Source organism: Blautia sp. AF19-10LB (assembly GCF_003461245.1).
GTDB classification, from domain to species: domain Bacteria; phylum Bacillota; class Clostridia; order Lachnospirales; family Lachnospiraceae; genus Blautia_A; species Blautia_A intestinihominis.
Genome location: NZ_QTWS01000001.1, coordinates 372,961 through 389,918, shown reverse-complemented (window position 1 = coordinate 389,918; position 16,958 = coordinate 372,961). Strand labels below are relative to the sequence as shown.

The 16,958-nt window shown below is 46.5% G+C and carries 17 protein-coding genes; all 17 read right to left on the bottom strand.

Annotated elements, in window-relative coordinates:
• Positions 1 to 29: 29 nt before the first annotated feature.
• Positions 30 to 689 carry an AAA family ATPase gene (locus DWX28_RS01895; protein ID WP_022215200.1) on the bottom strand — a complete coding sequence of 220 codons (660 nt, stop codon included), beginning with the start codon at positions 687 to 689 and terminating at the stop codon, positions 30 to 32.
• 6 nt (positions 690 to 695) lie between these two features.
• Positions 696 to 824 (bottom strand): ATP-binding protein, encoded by a 129-nt coding sequence (locus tag DWX28_RS19770; RefSeq protein ID WP_243002288.1) that lies wholly within the window; start codon positions 822 to 824, stop codon positions 696 to 698.
• Between the two features lie 240 nt (positions 825 to 1,064).
• On the bottom strand, positions 1,065 to 2,984 hold the full coding sequence (locus DWX28_RS01890) for an outer membrane protein assembly factor BamB family protein (RefSeq protein WP_022215198.1): 1,920 nt from the start codon (positions 2,982 to 2,984) through the stop codon (positions 1,065 to 1,067).
• Between the two features lie 72 nt (positions 2,985 to 3,056).
• Positions 3,057 to 3,791 (bottom strand): glycosyltransferase family 2 protein, encoded by a 735-nt coding sequence (locus DWX28_RS01885; protein ID WP_022215197.1) that lies wholly within the window; start codon positions 3,789 to 3,791, stop codon positions 3,057 to 3,059.
• 18 nt (positions 3,792 to 3,809) lie between these two features.
• Positions 3,810 to 5,090, bottom strand: coding sequence for a bifunctional phosphoribosyl-AMP cyclohydrolase/phosphoribosyl-ATP diphosphatase HisIE (gene hisIE, locus DWX28_RS01880; protein WP_022215196.1), 1,281 nt, complete (start codon positions 5,088 to 5,090; stop codon positions 3,810 to 3,812).
• An 18-nt stretch (positions 5,091 to 5,108) separates the two neighbouring features.
• Positions 5,109 to 5,696 carry an imidazoleglycerol-phosphate dehydratase HisB gene (hisB, locus tag DWX28_RS01875; RefSeq protein WP_022215195.1) on the bottom strand — a complete coding sequence of 196 codons (588 nt, stop codon included), beginning with the start codon at positions 5,694 to 5,696 and terminating at the stop codon, positions 5,109 to 5,111.
• 9 nt (positions 5,697 to 5,705) lie between these two features.
• Complete coding sequence (gene hisD, locus DWX28_RS01870) at positions 5,706 to 7,007, bottom strand: histidinol dehydrogenase (RefSeq protein WP_022215194.1); 1,302 nt, start codon at positions 7,005 to 7,007, stop codon at positions 5,706 to 5,708.
• A 26-nt stretch (positions 7,008 to 7,033) separates the two neighbouring features.
• A complete protein-coding gene (gene hisG, locus DWX28_RS01865) occupies positions 7,034 to 7,678 on the bottom strand; it encodes an ATP phosphoribosyltransferase (protein WP_022215193.1) in 645 nt (214 codons plus the stop codon).
• Between the two features lies 1 nt (position 7,679).
• On the bottom strand, positions 7,680 to 8,798 hold the full coding sequence (gene hisZ / locus DWX28_RS01860) for an ATP phosphoribosyltransferase regulatory subunit (RefSeq protein ID WP_118251483.1): 1,119 nt from the start codon (positions 8,796 to 8,798) through the stop codon (positions 7,680 to 7,682).
• A 93-nt stretch (positions 8,799 to 8,891) separates the two neighbouring features.
• Positions 8,892 to 9,425 carry a Holliday junction resolvase RecU gene (locus tag DWX28_RS01855; protein WP_118251482.1) on the bottom strand — a complete coding sequence of 178 codons (534 nt, stop codon included), beginning with the start codon at positions 9,423 to 9,425 and terminating at the stop codon, positions 8,892 to 8,894.
• Positions 9,426 to 9,428: 3 nt separating this feature from the next.
• A complete protein-coding gene (gene lepB / locus DWX28_RS01850) occupies positions 9,429 to 9,986 on the bottom strand; it encodes a signal peptidase I (RefSeq protein ID WP_118251481.1) in 558 nt (185 codons plus the stop codon).
• Complete coding sequence (locus DWX28_RS01845; RefSeq protein WP_022215189.1) at positions 9,983 to 10,966, bottom strand: RluA family pseudouridine synthase; 984 nt, start codon at positions 10,964 to 10,966, stop codon at positions 9,983 to 9,985. Before DWX28_RS01845 ends, lepB begins: the two co-directional genes overlap by 4 nt.
• Positions 10,967 to 10,985: 19 nt before the next feature.
• Positions 10,986 to 11,609: a hypothetical protein gene (locus DWX28_RS01840; protein WP_022215188.1), complete on the bottom strand. Its 624-nt coding sequence runs from the start codon at positions 11,607 to 11,609 to the stop codon at positions 10,986 to 10,988.
• An 11-nt stretch (positions 11,610 to 11,620) separates the two neighbouring features.
• A complete protein-coding gene (locus DWX28_RS01835) occupies positions 11,621 to 13,528 on the bottom strand; it encodes a YgiQ family radical SAM protein (protein ID WP_118251480.1) in 1,908 nt (635 codons plus the stop codon).
• Between the two features lie 15 nt (positions 13,529 to 13,543).
• A complete protein-coding gene (locus DWX28_RS01830; RefSeq protein ID WP_022215186.1) occupies positions 13,544 to 14,350 on the bottom strand; it encodes a GTP pyrophosphokinase in 807 nt (268 codons plus the stop codon).
• Between the two features lie 105 nt (positions 14,351 to 14,455).
• Positions 14,456 to 15,271 (bottom strand): M23 family metallopeptidase, encoded by an 816-nt coding sequence (locus DWX28_RS01825; protein ID WP_243002287.1) that lies wholly within the window; start codon positions 15,269 to 15,271, stop codon positions 14,456 to 14,458.
• 138 nt (positions 15,272 to 15,409) lie between these two features.
• Positions 15,410 to 16,861, bottom strand: coding sequence for an aminoacyl-histidine dipeptidase (locus DWX28_RS01820; protein WP_118251479.1), 1,452 nt, complete (start codon positions 16,859 to 16,861; stop codon positions 15,410 to 15,412).
• Between the last annotated feature and the right edge of the window lie 97 nt (positions 16,862 to 16,958).

Below are 16,958 nucleotides of genomic sequence, written 5' to 3'. Positions count from 1 at the left end.
CCATTGAGCAAGAAGCCCCCACTTCAAAATCAGAGATTTAAGTGGTGGGAGCATGTCACTTTTCCTTCTGAATTATTTGAATTTTCTGACAAGATCTGTATAAAGGATGTTAATGCCGATTTCATCCCCTCTGGAATATTTTCAGGAAAATCAATTGCTCCGTCAATCTCTTTATTTTCTATCTCAAACTGCATTTCTTCTATGCCAAAATCAGCAGCCTTTGCATATTCCGAAATTGCATTCAGCATATTGCTGTCTCCTGAATATTCCAGTAACTGCTGTGGAATATCTGTGCAGTCTCTCGAGAAAAAAATATCTTCTCGAAACCATTTCATAGCTTTCGTGCAAACTGCATCGTTCATTGTACATGCAACAGAAAAGAACAACTGATTCTCTGCCACCGTCTCGCTGATCAGTTTTCTTCGGGCTTTATCTTCTGTAAAATTAAATTTCTGCTGTTCTCTTGAAAATACTAAGGCTTTCTGCCCCTTCGGTGCATGATATAAAGATTCTCTTATAATTTTTTCCTTTGTTGCCTCAAATGAGTACCAGTATTTAATACCATCAGCAATGTAGTCAAATGCAAACTCTGTTGGATTATTTGCAGAATAATCATCAAGTAAAAACGGTACCACCGGCACAGAAGCTTTTTCATGCTGTATTCTCTGTGCATTACGGATAAACTGCACTCCCAGTCAGAAAGCTCGTATTACATTACTTTTACCACCACCATTTTTTCCGTAAATGGCAGCCCCCGGTAAAAGTTTCATCTTATTTTGTTCAATCAGGCTTTTTTTGAAAGAGCTAAGCCCTACTGCTTCCATTGAAAGAACTGCCTCGTCTCTGAATGATCTGTAATTTTTGAATCGAAATTCTATCAGCATAATTTTCACCTCTGATTACAGTATATCCATTTTTTAGAAGAAATACGATTGATTTTATTCATTATTTTAATTTTTTTGGCTTGATTTTCAAATATACATTTTTATAAAAAACGCCAGCCTGAGTCTTATTGAAATATCAATATATAACCCAAGCTGGTGGCTTTTTTACATCGTTCTGTTTTACTGTAACTCAATCCCCCAGATCTTGCAGTCCCTCGTACCAACAACCGCCATATTATCATATACCGCAGGGGAGGCTTCGATGACGCCGTCGCTGATGGACAGGGTATCATTAAGTTCTCCTGTTTTGCCATCGAGGAGACGGACATCGCCGGTGCTGTTGCAGTAGAGGACTTTGCCGGTTCCGTCTTCGTTGTAGACGCAGACCGGTGAAGACCAGGCGTAGGAAGAGGAGTCTTCCCAGGCTTTGGAGCCGTCGGATTTCTTAAGGCAGGCAAGAACGCCGGAAGCGTTGTCGGAAGTCTTGGAGACTGTGACATATATGTAATCGGAAAGGCTGTTTTTGCCACAGGCGATCGTGGACTGGACACCGCCGGAAACGCCGTCGTCTGTGTAGCATTCATAATCTGTGTGCCAGATGATCTCTCCTGTCTCTGCATCGATCTTCCAGATTGGGATGGTCGCAGAATCATTGCTTCTCCATCCCAGACGGAAGGAGGTACTTACATACAGGTAAAGATGACCATTCTCAATTTCCAGAACCGGTGTGGAGTTGGAATCGTCCAGGGTATCCTGTACCCATACAAGCTCCAGTGTGTTAAGATTCAGGCACATCAGGTTTCCACCGTTGTCTGCCATAAATGCATAACCCTTATAAACAGCTGCGCTGTCCTCCATACCGATCCAGAAGGATTCTGTACTGGATCTTGTTCCGTAATAGCGCCATTTCACGATCTTACCCGGATTGATGGACAGAGAGCCTGTCTCCTTATCATAGCTGGTATTCAGCTTGATGAGATACAGGATCCCATTTTCTCCCGGATAGATCAGAGTGTCTGTCTCTTCATCGACCAGTGCGGAACCGTCGAAGAAACTTAAAGAACCTCGAAGGGAAAACTCATCATTGTCCCCAAATGTGTACATAACACTGCAGTCGATCAGATTGACAACAAAAACTCTAGCAGTTCCCTCGTCGCTGTTATATCCAGCCCCGATATACATGATCGGGTATCCTCGCGGATCGAGTGCACCTGCACCTTTGAAGGTGTAGCCCAGATACAGAGGATCACGTGTTTTTTCTCCTGTTTTGAGATCGAGGAAATAAACATTTCCGTCCATGCAGGCGTAGATCACTTCCACCAGATCGTCGTCTGCCTTGGCTTTTTCTGTCATGTTCATATGTGCTTTAACTTCTTTTGGCCATTTCATCATCAATGGCTGTCCGGTCCAGCCGCTTCCGGTCCAGACTGTGTCGCCGGAGGCAAGGGAACCTGTATCTGCTGACCATTTTCCATTAAGTTTATAGTCGGTCATATTTGCATAACCATGTGTAGGATTATCACGGAAACTGTTTCCTCTGAATGTAACAATTCCGTCCACATCTGTATAATCTTCTCCTACATTAAACTGAATATCTCCATCCGGCTGATAATCAGAAATATTTTCAAGCTGATTTCCATCTACTTCTATATTTGTATAGCTGATCAGATTCTCCGGCTTTGTTGAATCTACGCAGTGAGGTTCAAAAGCAATCTCCTTTGTCTCTTCCATTTCAACAACATCTTCCTCTGCTTTGGCACTTTTGGCCATAGCCTCTTTGGCTTTCTTACCATCAGATCCTTTTCCTGATGAAAAAATCCTGCTTCCTGCAAGCCCAAGCAGGAATACCAGAATCAGGATGCCTGCGATCTTAACCTGCGGTTTCAGACGGAAGTGTCTTCTTCTGCGGCGGCTTCGCTGTCTGGAAGCGGTAGAATGATGTACTGCTGCCTGATTCGGATGTTTTCTCGTATCCTGCTGGTGATGATTTCCTCCCGGACGGGCAGACTTCGGTGCTGCCGCCTTTTTTCTTGATGAAGCCTGGACAGGTTTCGCCTGATACCGGCTCTGTCTGACATGTGTATTTCTTTTCTGTTCCATTACTCCCTCCTCAAAAAATCTGCCATATTTCGGCACAAACTCTTCCCATTATACAACAAAAATCCCGGAGAATCAAATCCTCCGGGACAATACCTTATTAATTTTTCGGAAATCTCTGACAGCCTGTCTGCCGATTCCGAAGATCTTTTTCATGTTGATGGAATTCACTCCACCCTGTCTCGGGCGGAAGGTAATCGGGATGTATTTGACCTTACAGCCTTTCTTTGCATAGATCACAGAAAGAATGACATTGGAAAGATTGAAATCCTTCGGGATAAGGCCGATATATTTCTGAAGTGTCGATGCTTTCATCAGACGGAACGGGGTGTTGGCATCTGTCACAGAAACTCCAAAACAGACACGGATGACCAGACGAAGTGTCCTGGTGACAAAGACACGGTTTCCTCCATCCTGACGTTTGTTTCTCCAGCCGATGACCATATCGTAGGATTCCTTCTGTTTCCAGAATGGTTCAAACTCCTCCGGAAGTGTCTGTCCGTCAGAATCTGTCTGGAATATGTAATCTGCTCCATGTTCCAGTGCATAATGATATCCATACAATACGGTTGCTCCATGACCGCCATTCGGCTTGGTCAGAGGCTCAAATAATGGATGTGTCCTGGCATACTCCTGCATGATCGCATAAGTGTCATCCTTACTTCCATCATCGATCACGACCAGACGGGACTCTCCACCGCCGGAATGCTTCTCTACCACCGGATACCAGTCATCCAGTACCTTATAAATGTTATCGCGCTCGTTATATGCCGGGATAACGATATATAACTTCTCTCCTGCTGCACTCACTATATAAACTCCTATATATTATCTGCGGACAAGTTCCCTGGTGATCTCCTCCCAGGTCACACCTTTCTCCACCATCAGCACCATAGCGTGGTACAGAAAATCAGAAATCTCATATTTGATTTCTTCTTTGTCCGGATTTTTTGCTGCAATCACGATCTCTGTGCACTCCTCACCAACTTTCTTGAGGATTTTATCGATTCCTTTGTCAAAAAGATAATTCGTATAAGAACCTTCCTTCGGATGAACCTTACGGTCTGCGATCACATCATAGACCTCCTGGAAAACCCTGAGCGGGTTCGTATCGTCATATTCTTTCTTCATGAGTTCTTTAAAGAAACAGGATCTGCTTCCTGTATGGCAGGCTGCACCAATCTGATCTACCTTTGCGAGAATTGTATCATTATCGCAGTCTAAATGCAAGGATTTCACATACTGAAAATGACCGGAAGTCAGTCCTTTTATCCAGAGTTCCTGGCGGCTGCGGCTCCAGTAGGTCATTTTTCCTGTTTTTACCGTCATATTGAAGGCATCTTCGTTCATGTAGGCAAGCATCAGCACCTGATCTGTCTTGTAATCCTGGACGATGACCGGCACCATCCCGTCGCTGTTCAGCTTGAATTCAGACCAGCTGATCGCGCTCTCGTAGGTGTTGACAGCAATCCCCGCTTCCTTACAGGTCTGTTTAAACTCATTGAGATCCAGTTCCAGGGCACTGATAAAACTTCCACTTAAGCCTCCGACCAGAGGATCTGAAAGAAGTTCCTGTAATGCTTTCGTATTTCTTTCCTCCGTATGAAGGATCACCGGCAGGCTGGAAGTTTCCTCCATATTCGGAACTGCATCCAGGGCAAGGATTCCGGATGCAAATTCATGGATCTGTTCTCTGTGATCATTATATTCCTCCGAAGAAGAAATGCAGACCAGCATCTTCTCCCTTCCAAAACGTCTGGACACTTCTCCGAGAAGTTCCACATTGCTGTCTTTGGCAAAATTCAGAACAACTTTTGCACATCCGGCATAGATCAGTTTCTTGACATCCTCTGCACGGTTGATATTTCCGGCTGCCATGACCGGTACCTCAGATGCCGCACAGATCTCCTTGATCCGCGCGATCGCATGCTCATGCTCCTCATCACCGGAAGAAAAGTCAAAGACCAGAAGTTCATCTGCACCGTTGTCACTGTAAAAACGTGCCAGTTTCTCTACATCGCCGTCGCCAAAAAGATTTCTCTGTCCGAATCCGGTGACCGCCCTGCCTGCCTGCAAATATAAACAGGGAATCAGTAGTTTTTTGCTCATAAGATCATCCTCCCTGCCTTACAGACTTCCCTTGGTGGAAAGTACATCTGTGATCCTCGGGTCAAAAGAAGTTGCCTGATCCAGTGCCTTGGCAAAACTCTTGAACATTGCCTCCGCCATATGATGGCTGTTTCCGCCTGTCAGCACCTTAATATGCAGGTTCATTCCACAGGAATAAGAGATCGCATAGAAAAATTCTTTCACCATTTCTGTCGCCATATCTCCGATCTTTTCTGAGGTAAATTCCGCATCCCAGGAGAAATACGGACGGCCGGACAGATCGACTGCACAGAGGACAAGTACTTCATCCATCGGAAGAATGCAGCTTCCGTAGCGGCGGATGCCTTTTTTGTCTCCGACTGCTTCTTTGATCGCATTGCCGAGAACGATTCCGGTGTCCTCGATCGTATGGTGATCATCTACATTCAGATCCCCATGTACACGGACGCTTAAATCAAAAAGTCCGTGACGTGTAAATCCGTCAAGCATGTGGTCAAAAAAGCCCACGCCTGTCTCAATATCTGAATATCCGGTTCCGTCCAGAACCAGTTTCAGTTTGATCTCTGTTTCCTTTGTATTGCGTTCTACAGATGCTTCTCTGGTCATTTAGTCCTCCTACTGTTCTTCATCCTCAAAACGGACAGCGATAGAATTTGCATGTGCTGTCAGCTGTTCTGAAGTTGCAAACTGTTCGATATCTTTGTGGATCTCACGTAATGCTTCTCTTGAATAGTATACGATGCTTGATTTCTTTACAAAATCATCTACAGAAAGAGCAGAGAAGAACTTCGCTGTTCCGTTTGTCGGCAGTACGTGGTTCGGTCCTGCAAAATAGTCGCCCAGCGGCTCGGAACTGTTCTCTCCGATAAAGATCGCACCGGCATTTCTTACTTTCATCATGACTTCAAACGGGTTGGCAGTCACGATCTCCATATGTTCAGATGCAATGGCATTTGCTGCCTCGATCGCCTTGTCCATATTTTCGGCGATCAGGATGTAACCGAAGTTATCCAGGGATTTCTGGATGATCTCTTTACGGGAAAGGATCTTGACAAATCCATCTACTTCCTCGCTGACTTTTGCTGCAAATTCTCTGCTTGTTGTGATCAGGATCGCGGAAGCCAGTTCGTCATGCTCTGCCTGGGACAGAAGGTCTGCTGCCACATATCTAGGATTTGCAGTCTCATCTGCAAGAACCAGGATCTCACTTGGTCCTGCGATAGAGTCAATGCTGACATAACCGTAAACAGCTTTCTTTGCAAGAGCTACGAAAATGTTTCCAGGTCCTACGATCTTGTCTACCTTCGGGATGCTCTCTGTTCCGTATGCAAGTGCTCCGATCGCCTGTGCACCGCCGACTTTGTAGATCTCATCTGCACCGGCTTCTTTTGCCGCTACCAGAGTGGATGGATTGACTTTGCCGTCTTTTCCCGGAGGTGTGGTCATAACGATCTGGTCTACACCTGCAACCTTGGCAGGTACGATGTTCATAAGTACAGAAGACGGATAGACAGCCTTGCCGCCAGGAACATAAACGCCGACTCTCTCAAGCGGTGTCACTTTCTGTCCGAGCATGGTTCCCTTGGCTTCTGTGGTGAACCAGCTGTTCTGTCTCTGTTTCTCGTGATAGCTTCTGATATTTACCAATGCTTTGCGGATCACTTCGATCAGGGCCGGATCTACTGCTTCATAAGCTTCTTTGATCTCTTCCTCTGTAACGCGGATGGTTTCTTTAGTAACTTCCGTCTTGTCAAATTCCTTTGTGTATGCAAAAAGAGCCTCGTCGCCTTTTTCCTTTACATTCTTAAGGATCTCATCAACTGCGGATTCAAATTTCCCGTAATTGTTCGGGCTTCTTTTGAGAAGATTTTCGAGAATATCTTTTGTGCTTTCTTTTGTCAGTGCTACTGTACGCATTGTCATCATCCCTTCTGTCAACAGTATTATTTATCGACCACTACATTTCTCAGGTCGCTGATCAGTTTGTGGATCCGTTCGCCTTCCATCTTCATGCTGACCTGGTTTACGACCATTCTTGCAGAAAGCGGGCAGACTTCTTCAAGGACCTTGAGGCCGTTTTCACGGAGTGTGCTTCCTGTCTCTACGATATCTACGATCACTTCGGACAGGCCTACGATCGGTGCAAGCTCGATGGAACCATTTAATTTGATCAGCTCTACGGTCTGGTGTTTCTGATTGTAAAAATAATCCTTGGCGATGTTCGGATATTTGGTCGCCACACGGATCAGCTGGTTATTATGTAAAAGCTCTCTGGCACTCTCCGGTCCGCAGACGCACATGCGGCATTTACCGAAACCTAAGTCCATGACTTCATATAATTTTCTTCCTTCTTCAAGGATGATATCCTTTCCTGTCACGCCGATATCTGCTGCACCGTACTCTACATAGGTCGGTACGTCAGGACCTTTTGCAAGGAAAAAGCGGAGTTTCAGTTCTTCATTTACAAAGATCAGTTTGCGGGAACTCTTGTCTCTCATCTCCTCGCAGGTGATCCCGATCTGCTCCAGCATATCCAGAGTCTTCTCGGCAAGTCTTCCTTTTGTCAGGGCAATCGTCAGGTATCTCATATCAGTCTTCCTCCTTCTCACAGCGCAGGGCTACGCAGGTTCCCTCTTTACGAAGTCTCTGTGCTTCCAGGATCGCTTCTCTTCTGTTCTCTTCTGTGTAAGTGAGGACTACAGGAGCCTCATCCTTTGCAACTTCGATCTTCTGTCTGGAAAGTGCCATCAGAAGGTTGTCAACAACGATGACAAAACCGATGGATGCTGCCGGTTTGCCGAAATGTTTCAGAAGTTCGTTGTAACGGCCGCCCTTGACTACCGGCTCACCGATCCCATAAGTGTATGCCTGGAAAATGATCCCTGTGTAGTACTGGATCTTGCTGAGCATGCCGAAATCAAAACTTACGTATTTCTCATAACCGTAAACTTTGAGGATCTCATAGATCTCCTCCAGACGCTCTACTGCTGCAAGCGCGCATGTGTTGTCAGTCAGGCTTCTTGCCTTTGCAAGTACTTCGCTGGTCCCGAACAGGTGTGGAAGTTCAAGGAATGCTTTTTCCAGAGATTCAGAAAGTTTCTGTTCTTTTACCAGATCTTCTACGCCGAAGTAGTTCTTCTGGGAGATCAGGGAGCGGAGACGCTCTTCTACTTCTTCCTCTAATCCCGCATCTTTGAGAAGGGATTTGAAGTAATCTACCTGTCCTACACTGATCTGGAATTCGGTAAGTCCTGATGCAAGAAGGCTCTCGATCGTCATCGCAAGAAGTTCTGCATCTGCCTCCGGAGAATCATCTCCGATACGCTCAACGCCCATCTGTGTGGTCTCTTTGAGACGTCCCTGATAGCTTGAATTGTTTACAAATGTATTTCCGGTATAGCACAGTGTCACTACCTGCTGATCCGGGTTAAAATAAGTCGCACATGCTCTGGATACGGACGGTGTGAAGTCAGGTCTCAGTACCAGAGTGTTTCCTTCTCTGTCAAAAAATTTATAAAGATCTCTGGAAGGAACGGTTCCTACCTCTTTGCTGAACACCTCAAAATATTCGATGCTCGGTGTCTCTATCTCTTCATATCCGTAGGAACGGAATACCTTGTAGATCTCCGCCTGCAGATGATGCTTCTGGCTGCACTCTCCATTGTAAATATCACGTACACCCTCTGGTGTATGAAAAATACGCTGCATATTTTATCCTCCTCGCGGGCAGCCATACGCTTTAGTATGCTACCATGTTACTATGTAAAACACTAACGATTATAGTGGATATTTCCATGCTTGTCAATCCCGCATTTTGAGATCCTGCTGGATTCCTTCCAGATATGGCACCAGAAATCCGCTCTGCTTCGGCAGATAAAACTCTTCTTTCAGTTCTTCTCTTCGGAAACTTTTGCGTCCGCCATCCTCCATGCGCTTCCAGAATACCATAAGGTCGCGGAATGGAAGATAATAAAAACGATCTGCATGACTGAAAAAAATAAGAAAGAATGCGATGCCGCCCTGCTGCTCAAACGCCTCCATAAAAGATACCTGATGAGAATGGATGTTACTTAAAGGAAACGTATCCACACAGCATTCCTTGGCATCAAAACAGACCGGGATCCCCTGTACTGCCCCGATATAATCCACGGTACTTCTCTGCTCAAAATAGGCAAGTGTGATGTGCCGGTTTTCTTTGTCCATACGGACCGGAGTGATCGGTGTCGGGATCTTCTGGAGCAGAGCGAGCTTCTTCTCCGCATACTGTTCGTTGGTACGATTGACAAGGTCTTCGAGTGTTGAACCTCGAAGACCTCTGCTGTTCCATGTTGCCATTGTTTATTCCAGAACCTTGATGGATGGATAATATCTGACGATTGCTTTGCCGACGATCTCATCATAAGTCACGAACGTATTGCTCCAGAATCTGGAATCCTTGGAATGCTCGCGGTTATCACCAAGCATGAAATAGCATCCCTCCGGCACAACGTACGGACCATAATTGCCGGTCGGTGTTTCCGGTACATGACTGTTTGCTTCTTCGTCCTCTTCGCCGTTGATAAAGACTTTGCCGTTTTTGATCTCAACGGTGTCTCCCGGAAGACCGATCAGTCGTTTGATAAAGAGCTGGCTCTCATCATCAGGATATTTGAAGATGATGATGTCGTAACGCTCCGGATCTTTCATTTTCTTGGAAACATGAGTTCCGAAGAAGTCAAAATTAATGCCATATGCCATACGGAAACCGAAGATACGGTCACCGGTCATGATCGTCTGCTCCATAGATTCAGACGGGATCTTTGCGTTGATAAGAACTACATTGTTTACGACCAGAACTACGACGATCACGATGATGAACATTTTGATGTAGTCCCAGACTTCATTCCAGATTTTCATAATAATTTCTCCCCTAACTTTTCTTCTTTTATGATACGCTCAAACTGTGCCGGCAGCGGTGCACGGAAGCATTTGCCGGACAGATCCGAAAGCCGTCCTTCCATTCCGTCTGGAAAACTCAGTCGGAAAGCATGCAGCAGCTGATGCTTCAGCTGGTATTTTTCCCTGTAACGGCGGTTGAATGCATCCTGTCCATATTTGGTATCTCCTGCCAGCGGATGCCCCTCAGAAGCAAGATGTGCACGGATCTGATGCGTACGTCCCGTGATCAGTCCTACTTTGAGAAGGGTCACTTCACCGTTATCCTCCAGCGGTTCGTAAACTGTCTCGATCGGCTGTGCTTCTTTCTGCTTTTGCTTATAGATCGCTACTTTATTCTGTTTCGTATCTTTGTACAGATAACCCTTGATGTGCTTCTTCTCGCGAAGGACTCCCTTTACAATACAGAGGTATTCCTTATGTACCGTCCGGTCGTGGAATAATTCTGAAAGTTCCTGAAGGCCTGCCAGAGACTTGCCTGCCGCGATGATGCCGCTCGTATTCTTGTCAAGACGGTTGCAGACAGACGGGCGGAACGTCCGCAGGTCTTCCTCTGTAAGCTCGCCCTTCTCCAGAAGATAGCCGATCACATACTCTACCATCGAAGGTTCCTTCGTATCATCTGGCTGCGAGAGCATCCCAGCCGGCTTGTTGATAAGAAGGACATCTGCATCTTCATAAAGTACATCCAGCGTCGTTACCGCTCTGGCGGCCTTGTCCTGCTGGCTGAATTTATCAAATGTCTCATCGCTCAAAAATAACTTTACCTGGTCTCCTGCTTCCAGCTTCTCGTTTCCGGTCGCCTTCTTACCGTTCAGTGTGATATTTTTTTTGCGGAGCATTTTGTAGAAAAAACTTTTCGGAGCATTCCGAAGAAGTTTGGACAGGTACTTGTCAAATCTCTGTCCTGCCTCATTGTCCCGAATCTGAAACTCCTTCATTTCTCTGTTCCTCTTTCTATCAGACACAGATCGCCAGGATCGTGTGCTTGATCAGTTCATTTCTGGAAAGTTCCGGATATTTCTCATCCGGGCGGAATTTAATTCCTTCTTCCAGGGATTCTCTGTGCTCGTTCATGGAATCCAGACGTTCCAGAAACTGCGGCAGTCTGGTAAAGATCTTGACATTTGCCTTGAATCCGTTGCCGCGGAGGATCTTCTGCGCCTCCTGTTCCATGAATGCGGCATCGATCTTTGGATCACTGCTGAAACCGACAACTGTGTTGCCGCAGATCGCAAATGCATCGATCGATGCGCTCTTCTCATAAAAAGTCATATACATTTCATAGGACATGACCAGTTCGCCCGCATGTTTACTGATTTCCTGATATACCTGCGGTGCGACCGGTTTTGCACGGAAGATCATGATCAGGCTTACTACAGATTTACATGCCGGAAGGCAGCCGACCACTGCGATCACAGTCCATACAGTCAGTCTGGTCTTAAAGTAGATCATTGCTGAAAAAAAGATCAGAAGCGGTGCTGCGAACAGAGCTGCCGTGATCAGAATGCGTTTCTTTTTTTCGGCGGCAATGTAGCCGTAGTCGCCCTTCCTTACTTTATTTTTATTGTTTGTTTTGCTCATCTATAAGCTCCTTATTTTTTCTTATGCGTATTGCGGATCGTTTTCTTTGCGGGCTTACGTCCCTGGTTCTGTGGCTTCCTGCGGTCTCCTCCTGATGGATTTCTGCCGGATTCTTTCCTTCGGTCTCTCTCCGGGCGGAGCAGACATTTCGGGCCGAAACCGACCAGATCCATGCGTCCTGCGATCTTGAGCCCCTCCAGTACAAGGCTTCTGTTTGCCGGGTTCTTATACTGCATCAGCGCACGCTGGATGGCTTTTTCATGCGGGTCACGCGGAATGTAAACCTTCTCCCCTGTAAGCGGATGGATACCGGTGTAATACATACAGGTGGAAAGGGTCGATGGAGTCGGGTAAAAATCCTGCACCTGTTCCGGTGTAAATCCAAGGTCACGCACGTATTCTGCAAGCTTCACCGCTTCCTTCATCGTACATCCCGGATGGGAGGACATAAAGTATGGGACGGCGTACTGCTTCTTGCCTGTCGCCGCGTTTGCCTTCTCATACTGATCCAGAAACTGCTGATAGACCTGATGGGATGGTTTTCCCATATAGTGAAGTACCTGGTCGGAAACGTGTTCCGGCGCGACACGAAGCTGTCCGCTTACATGGTATTTCACAAGTTCCTGCAAAAAAACTGGGCTTTTGTCCGCTACTACATAGTCAAATCGGACTCCGGAGCGGACGAAAACTTTCTTGACTCCGGAGATCTTGCGGAGTTTCCGAAGAAGTGCCACGTAATCGGTATGGTCTACGGTAAGGTTTCCGCACGGTTTCGGGAAAAGACACTGCCGGTTCTGGCAGACACCTTTGGTGAGCTGCTTCTGACAGGATGGCTGCCTGAAGTCTGCGGTAGGACCTCCGATATCATGGATATAGCCCTTGAAATCCGGATCATGAGTCATTTTTTTTGCTTCTTTGAGAATGGACTCATGGCTTCTCGTCTGGAGAATGCGTCCCTGATGGAACGTCAGAGCACAGAAATTACAGCCGCCGAAACAGCCCCTGTTGCTCGTCAGGCTGAATTTGATCTCCTCCAGAGCAGGGATTCCGCCTTTGGCGTCATACATCGGATGCCAGGTATTCTGATAGGGAAGGTCGTAAACATCGTCCATCTCCTGCTGGCTCAGTGGAAGTGCCGGCGGGTTCTGGATCACGCATCCTCGATTTCCGTAGCTCTCTGCCATCGGTCTGGCAGTAAACGGGTCGGTATTTCTGTACTGCTCGGCAAAGCTTTCGGCATAGGCTTTTTTGTCCGAAGATACTGTCTCATAGGACGGAAGGATGATCGGATCATAAGCGCGCGACAGATCTTTGCACTTATAAACGGTTCCCGGAATGAAAGTGATCTCATCTACCGGAAGGCCGCTCTGAAGCGCCTCCGCGATCTGGATGATCGAATGCTCTCCCATTCCATAAGAAATAAGATCCGCCCCGGAATCCAGAAGGACACTGCGGCGCACCTTGTTTTCCCAATAATCATAGTGTGCGAGGCGTCGAAGGCTTGCCTCGATCCCGCCCAGGATGATCGGTGTATGTTTATACGTCTGACGAATCAGGTTACTGTACACCACGGTAGGCATGTCCGGGCGCAGTCCCATCTCGCCGCCTGGTGAATAGGAATCCTTCTGGCGGTGTTTCTTGGAAACGGTGTAATGGTTCACCATGGAATCCATATTTCCGGCACTGACAAGAAAACCAAGACGCGGTTCGCCAAATACCTGGACGCTTTCTTTCTTACGCCAGTCCGGCTGTGGGATGATCCCCACGCGGTAGCCTCTGCTCTCCAGAAGTCTTGATATGATCGCTGCACCAAAAGAAGGATGGTCTACATAAGCATCTCCTGTCAGATAGACAAAATCCACCTGTTCCCATCCTCTCTGCTGCATTTCTTTTTTGGTTACTGGTAAAAAATCCTGCATGTATATGTTCTTCTCCTAAAATGATACCGACTGTGCCCGATATCCCTCTGCGATGATATCAAGCTGTCTGTGAAAACGTGCAAGCTGCTGCAGATCCTTCGTCCGGAATACGCGGAGAAACTCGTCCTGGATCTTGGCAACTTCCCTTTTGTTTGAAATCTTGTAAAGATTTTCGATGCTGAGAAGAATATCCTTGACAAGATTCGACTGCATCTGCGAAGAGTTCTGTGCATCCATGATCTCATCGCGGACAGAGGACATCTCCTGATCCAGCGCAATGATCGCATCTGCGGCGTTGCTCAGGCGCTCTGCCACGTGAAGCGGCATCTCACCTTTGTATTTGTACTGGAGAGAATGCTCGATCGTCGCCCAGAAATTCATCGCCATGGTACGGATCTGGATCTCTGCCTGGATCTTCTTTGGTCCGTTTATCGTTTCAACTGTATAATAAATGATCAGGTGATAACTTCTGTATCCACTCTGTTTGATGTGCTTCAGATAGTTCTTCTCACTCTTGATCGTCATATCGGTACGCTTCTGAATGATCGCAGCAACGGTATCAATGTCTTCCTCAAACTGGCAGATAATGCGGATACCTGCGATATCCTCCAGTTCTTCCTCCATGCGTTCCATGGGAATGTGTTTGCGCTGCATCTTTTCCAGAATGCTTGGCAGGCTCTTGACGCGTCCGCTGACCTGCTCGATCGGAGAATAAAGATCATTCTGCTTGTGTTCTTCTATAATATGTTCAAACTTGACCATCAGCTCCTTGACAGCCAGTTCATATGGACATAATATACTTCTCCATAACTGTATTTCCATAAAAATCGCTCCCTTGGTGGCTTGTAGCAAAAGTAGCCCCGGCTTCCTCTTGATTTAAAGCGAAACTACTTTTGCATTATAGCACATTTTTGCATGGATATGTAATTAATATACACACTTTCTGATTTTTTTCTGAACGGCCTTCAGCACCCAGTATGGGTTTACGCTCATCTCCCTCGAATACGGTGTCTGAATGTAGATCCCGAGATGCAGATGTACCGGAAATTTTCCCTTTGTACCTTCACTGCCATAACCGGTATCGCCCATAAACCCAAGGATTTCTCCCGCTTTTATGGAATCTCCCTCCTTCCAGTCCCGCTCATAGGAAGAAAGGTGTGCATAATAAAAATAGCCTCCTGAAGGAGAACGGATACCGATCCGATAGCCACCTAAGGGGAGCCAGCCGACCGCTTCTACACTTCCGTCCGCCATACTGATGATCGGATAAAAATCTGCTGCCCCGCAACCTCCAAAAAGATCACAGCCTTCATGAACACGCTCTCCCCCAAAGCTTCTCTCTTCCATCCAGCCGTCCTCAAATGAGATGTCATCTGCTGCGACCGGAAAATATCTGACATCCTTCCAGACCGCCTGGTAAAAACTGCACAGATCTGTATATTCTTTGTATTTATATCTCAGATAAGGCTCCCTGTCAGAAGAACATCTCCCGGGATAAAATTTCCCGTTCAGCATTGTCGTCGTCAGATTTTCCATCCAGTCTGTATTTCCTGAACTTTCATCCTGGTTGCGAAGCTGCCGGTATAGTTCCGTCGGAAGATGCTGCTCCCGAAACGCAGCTGACTCACATGTTTTTTCATCCAGTATCGATGCCCGGCTTCGCTCCAGAAGGATCTTTTGACTGCCAGTGATGCAGGTAAGAATAAAAAAACAGAAGAAACTTTTCCAGAGCCATCGTCCCATGAGCCTGAAATTCTGCCTTTATACGATATCGTCAATTTTTATTCTATTCTCTCTCTTACATCATTATTACGCAAAAAACAGAGACTCCCGGCGATCACCGCCCAGAAGCCTCTGTCGTAGAAACTTAGTTTTGTTTTATCAGTCTTTTAACTGTTCCAGAACTTTGACAAGGTAATTCCATACACGTTCTGTGGATGCGATATCCAGAACTTCCTCTGAAGTATGGATGTCCTTCATGTTTGGTCCCAGAGATACGCAGTCAAGTCCTTCGATCTTCTTGTAGAAAAGTCCACACTCCAGTCCTGCATGGATCGCAACAACTGCCGGTTTCTGTCCGTACATTTCTTCGTATACGGATACCATCTTGTCACGGAGCGGAGATTCCTTGCAGTACTCCCATGCCGGATAAGCACCCTGGATGGTGTACTCGCCACCAAGGAACTCTGTCAGATACTGGATCCTGTCAGAAAGTGCATCTCTTGCTGCCTCTACGGAACTTCTGACACTGGAGCTTGCAAAGAATTCATCCTCATAAAGTTTGACAATACCGATATTGGTAGAAGTCTCTACCAGCCCCTCGATGCTTCCGCTCATCTTCTGGATGCCGAACGGAACTTCCATCAGATAGAAGAGAACCTTCTCTCTGCTGGTCGGATAAAGGACCATTGCTGTCTCCACATCGCCCTCTGTGATCTGGATGGTGATCCTTGCATCGCTGCCTTCGTATTCCTCACGAAGACCTTCCTGTACTTTGGCTGCATAAGCTTTGACTGCTTCTGTCTGGTCGCCGTCGATCAGGAGTTCTGCGACAGCTTCTCTTGTGATCGCATTGTCCTTCTGACCACCCTCAAGAGAAATCATCTCATAATCTGCCTTGTTCTTGAGTCCGTAAAGGAAACGTGCCATAAGAACGTTGGCATTTGCGCGTTTCTTGTCGATCTCTGCTCCGGAATGTCCACCCATCAGTCCGCAGATCTTGACTCCGATCTTCTTTCCTTCTGCCTCGACTCTCTTCACCGGAATGCTGCTGACTGCGGAAAGACCGCCTGCACAGCTGATCCAGAGACTTCCTTCTGCTTCGGAATCCATGTTGATCATACGTTTTCCTTTGAGAACGCTGCAGTCAAGTCCTACTGCTCCAAGAAGTCCGATCTCCTCGTCTACAGTGACCAGAACTTCCAGTGCCGGATGCGGGATATCTGTGCTGTCCAGAAGTGCCAGTGCATAAGCAACAGCGATTCCGTCATCACCACCAAGTGTGGTTCCATTTGCGCTTACATATCCGTCCTTGACAGAAAGGTTCAATCCGTCTTTCTCGAAATCATGCTCTACATCCGGACGTTTCTCGCATACCATATCCATATGACCCTGAAGGATCACAGTCGGTGCATTCTCATATCCGGCAGTTGCAGGTTTGTAGATGACAACGTTATTCAGTTCATCCTGTACATAATCAAATCCATGATCCTTCGCAAAATTCACCAGATAATCACTGATCTGCTTTGTATTGCGGGAACCATGCGGAATCTTACAGATTTCTTCAAAATAATAAAATACTCTTTTTGGTTCACAGTTTTCTAAAACTCTCATTTTGATTTCCTCCATTATTACTGCATTATAGTTTATATTACCCAGAAATCTTTTTGATTTCAAGGGTTTCTGGATTTTTTCCTCATATTTGTCCCGG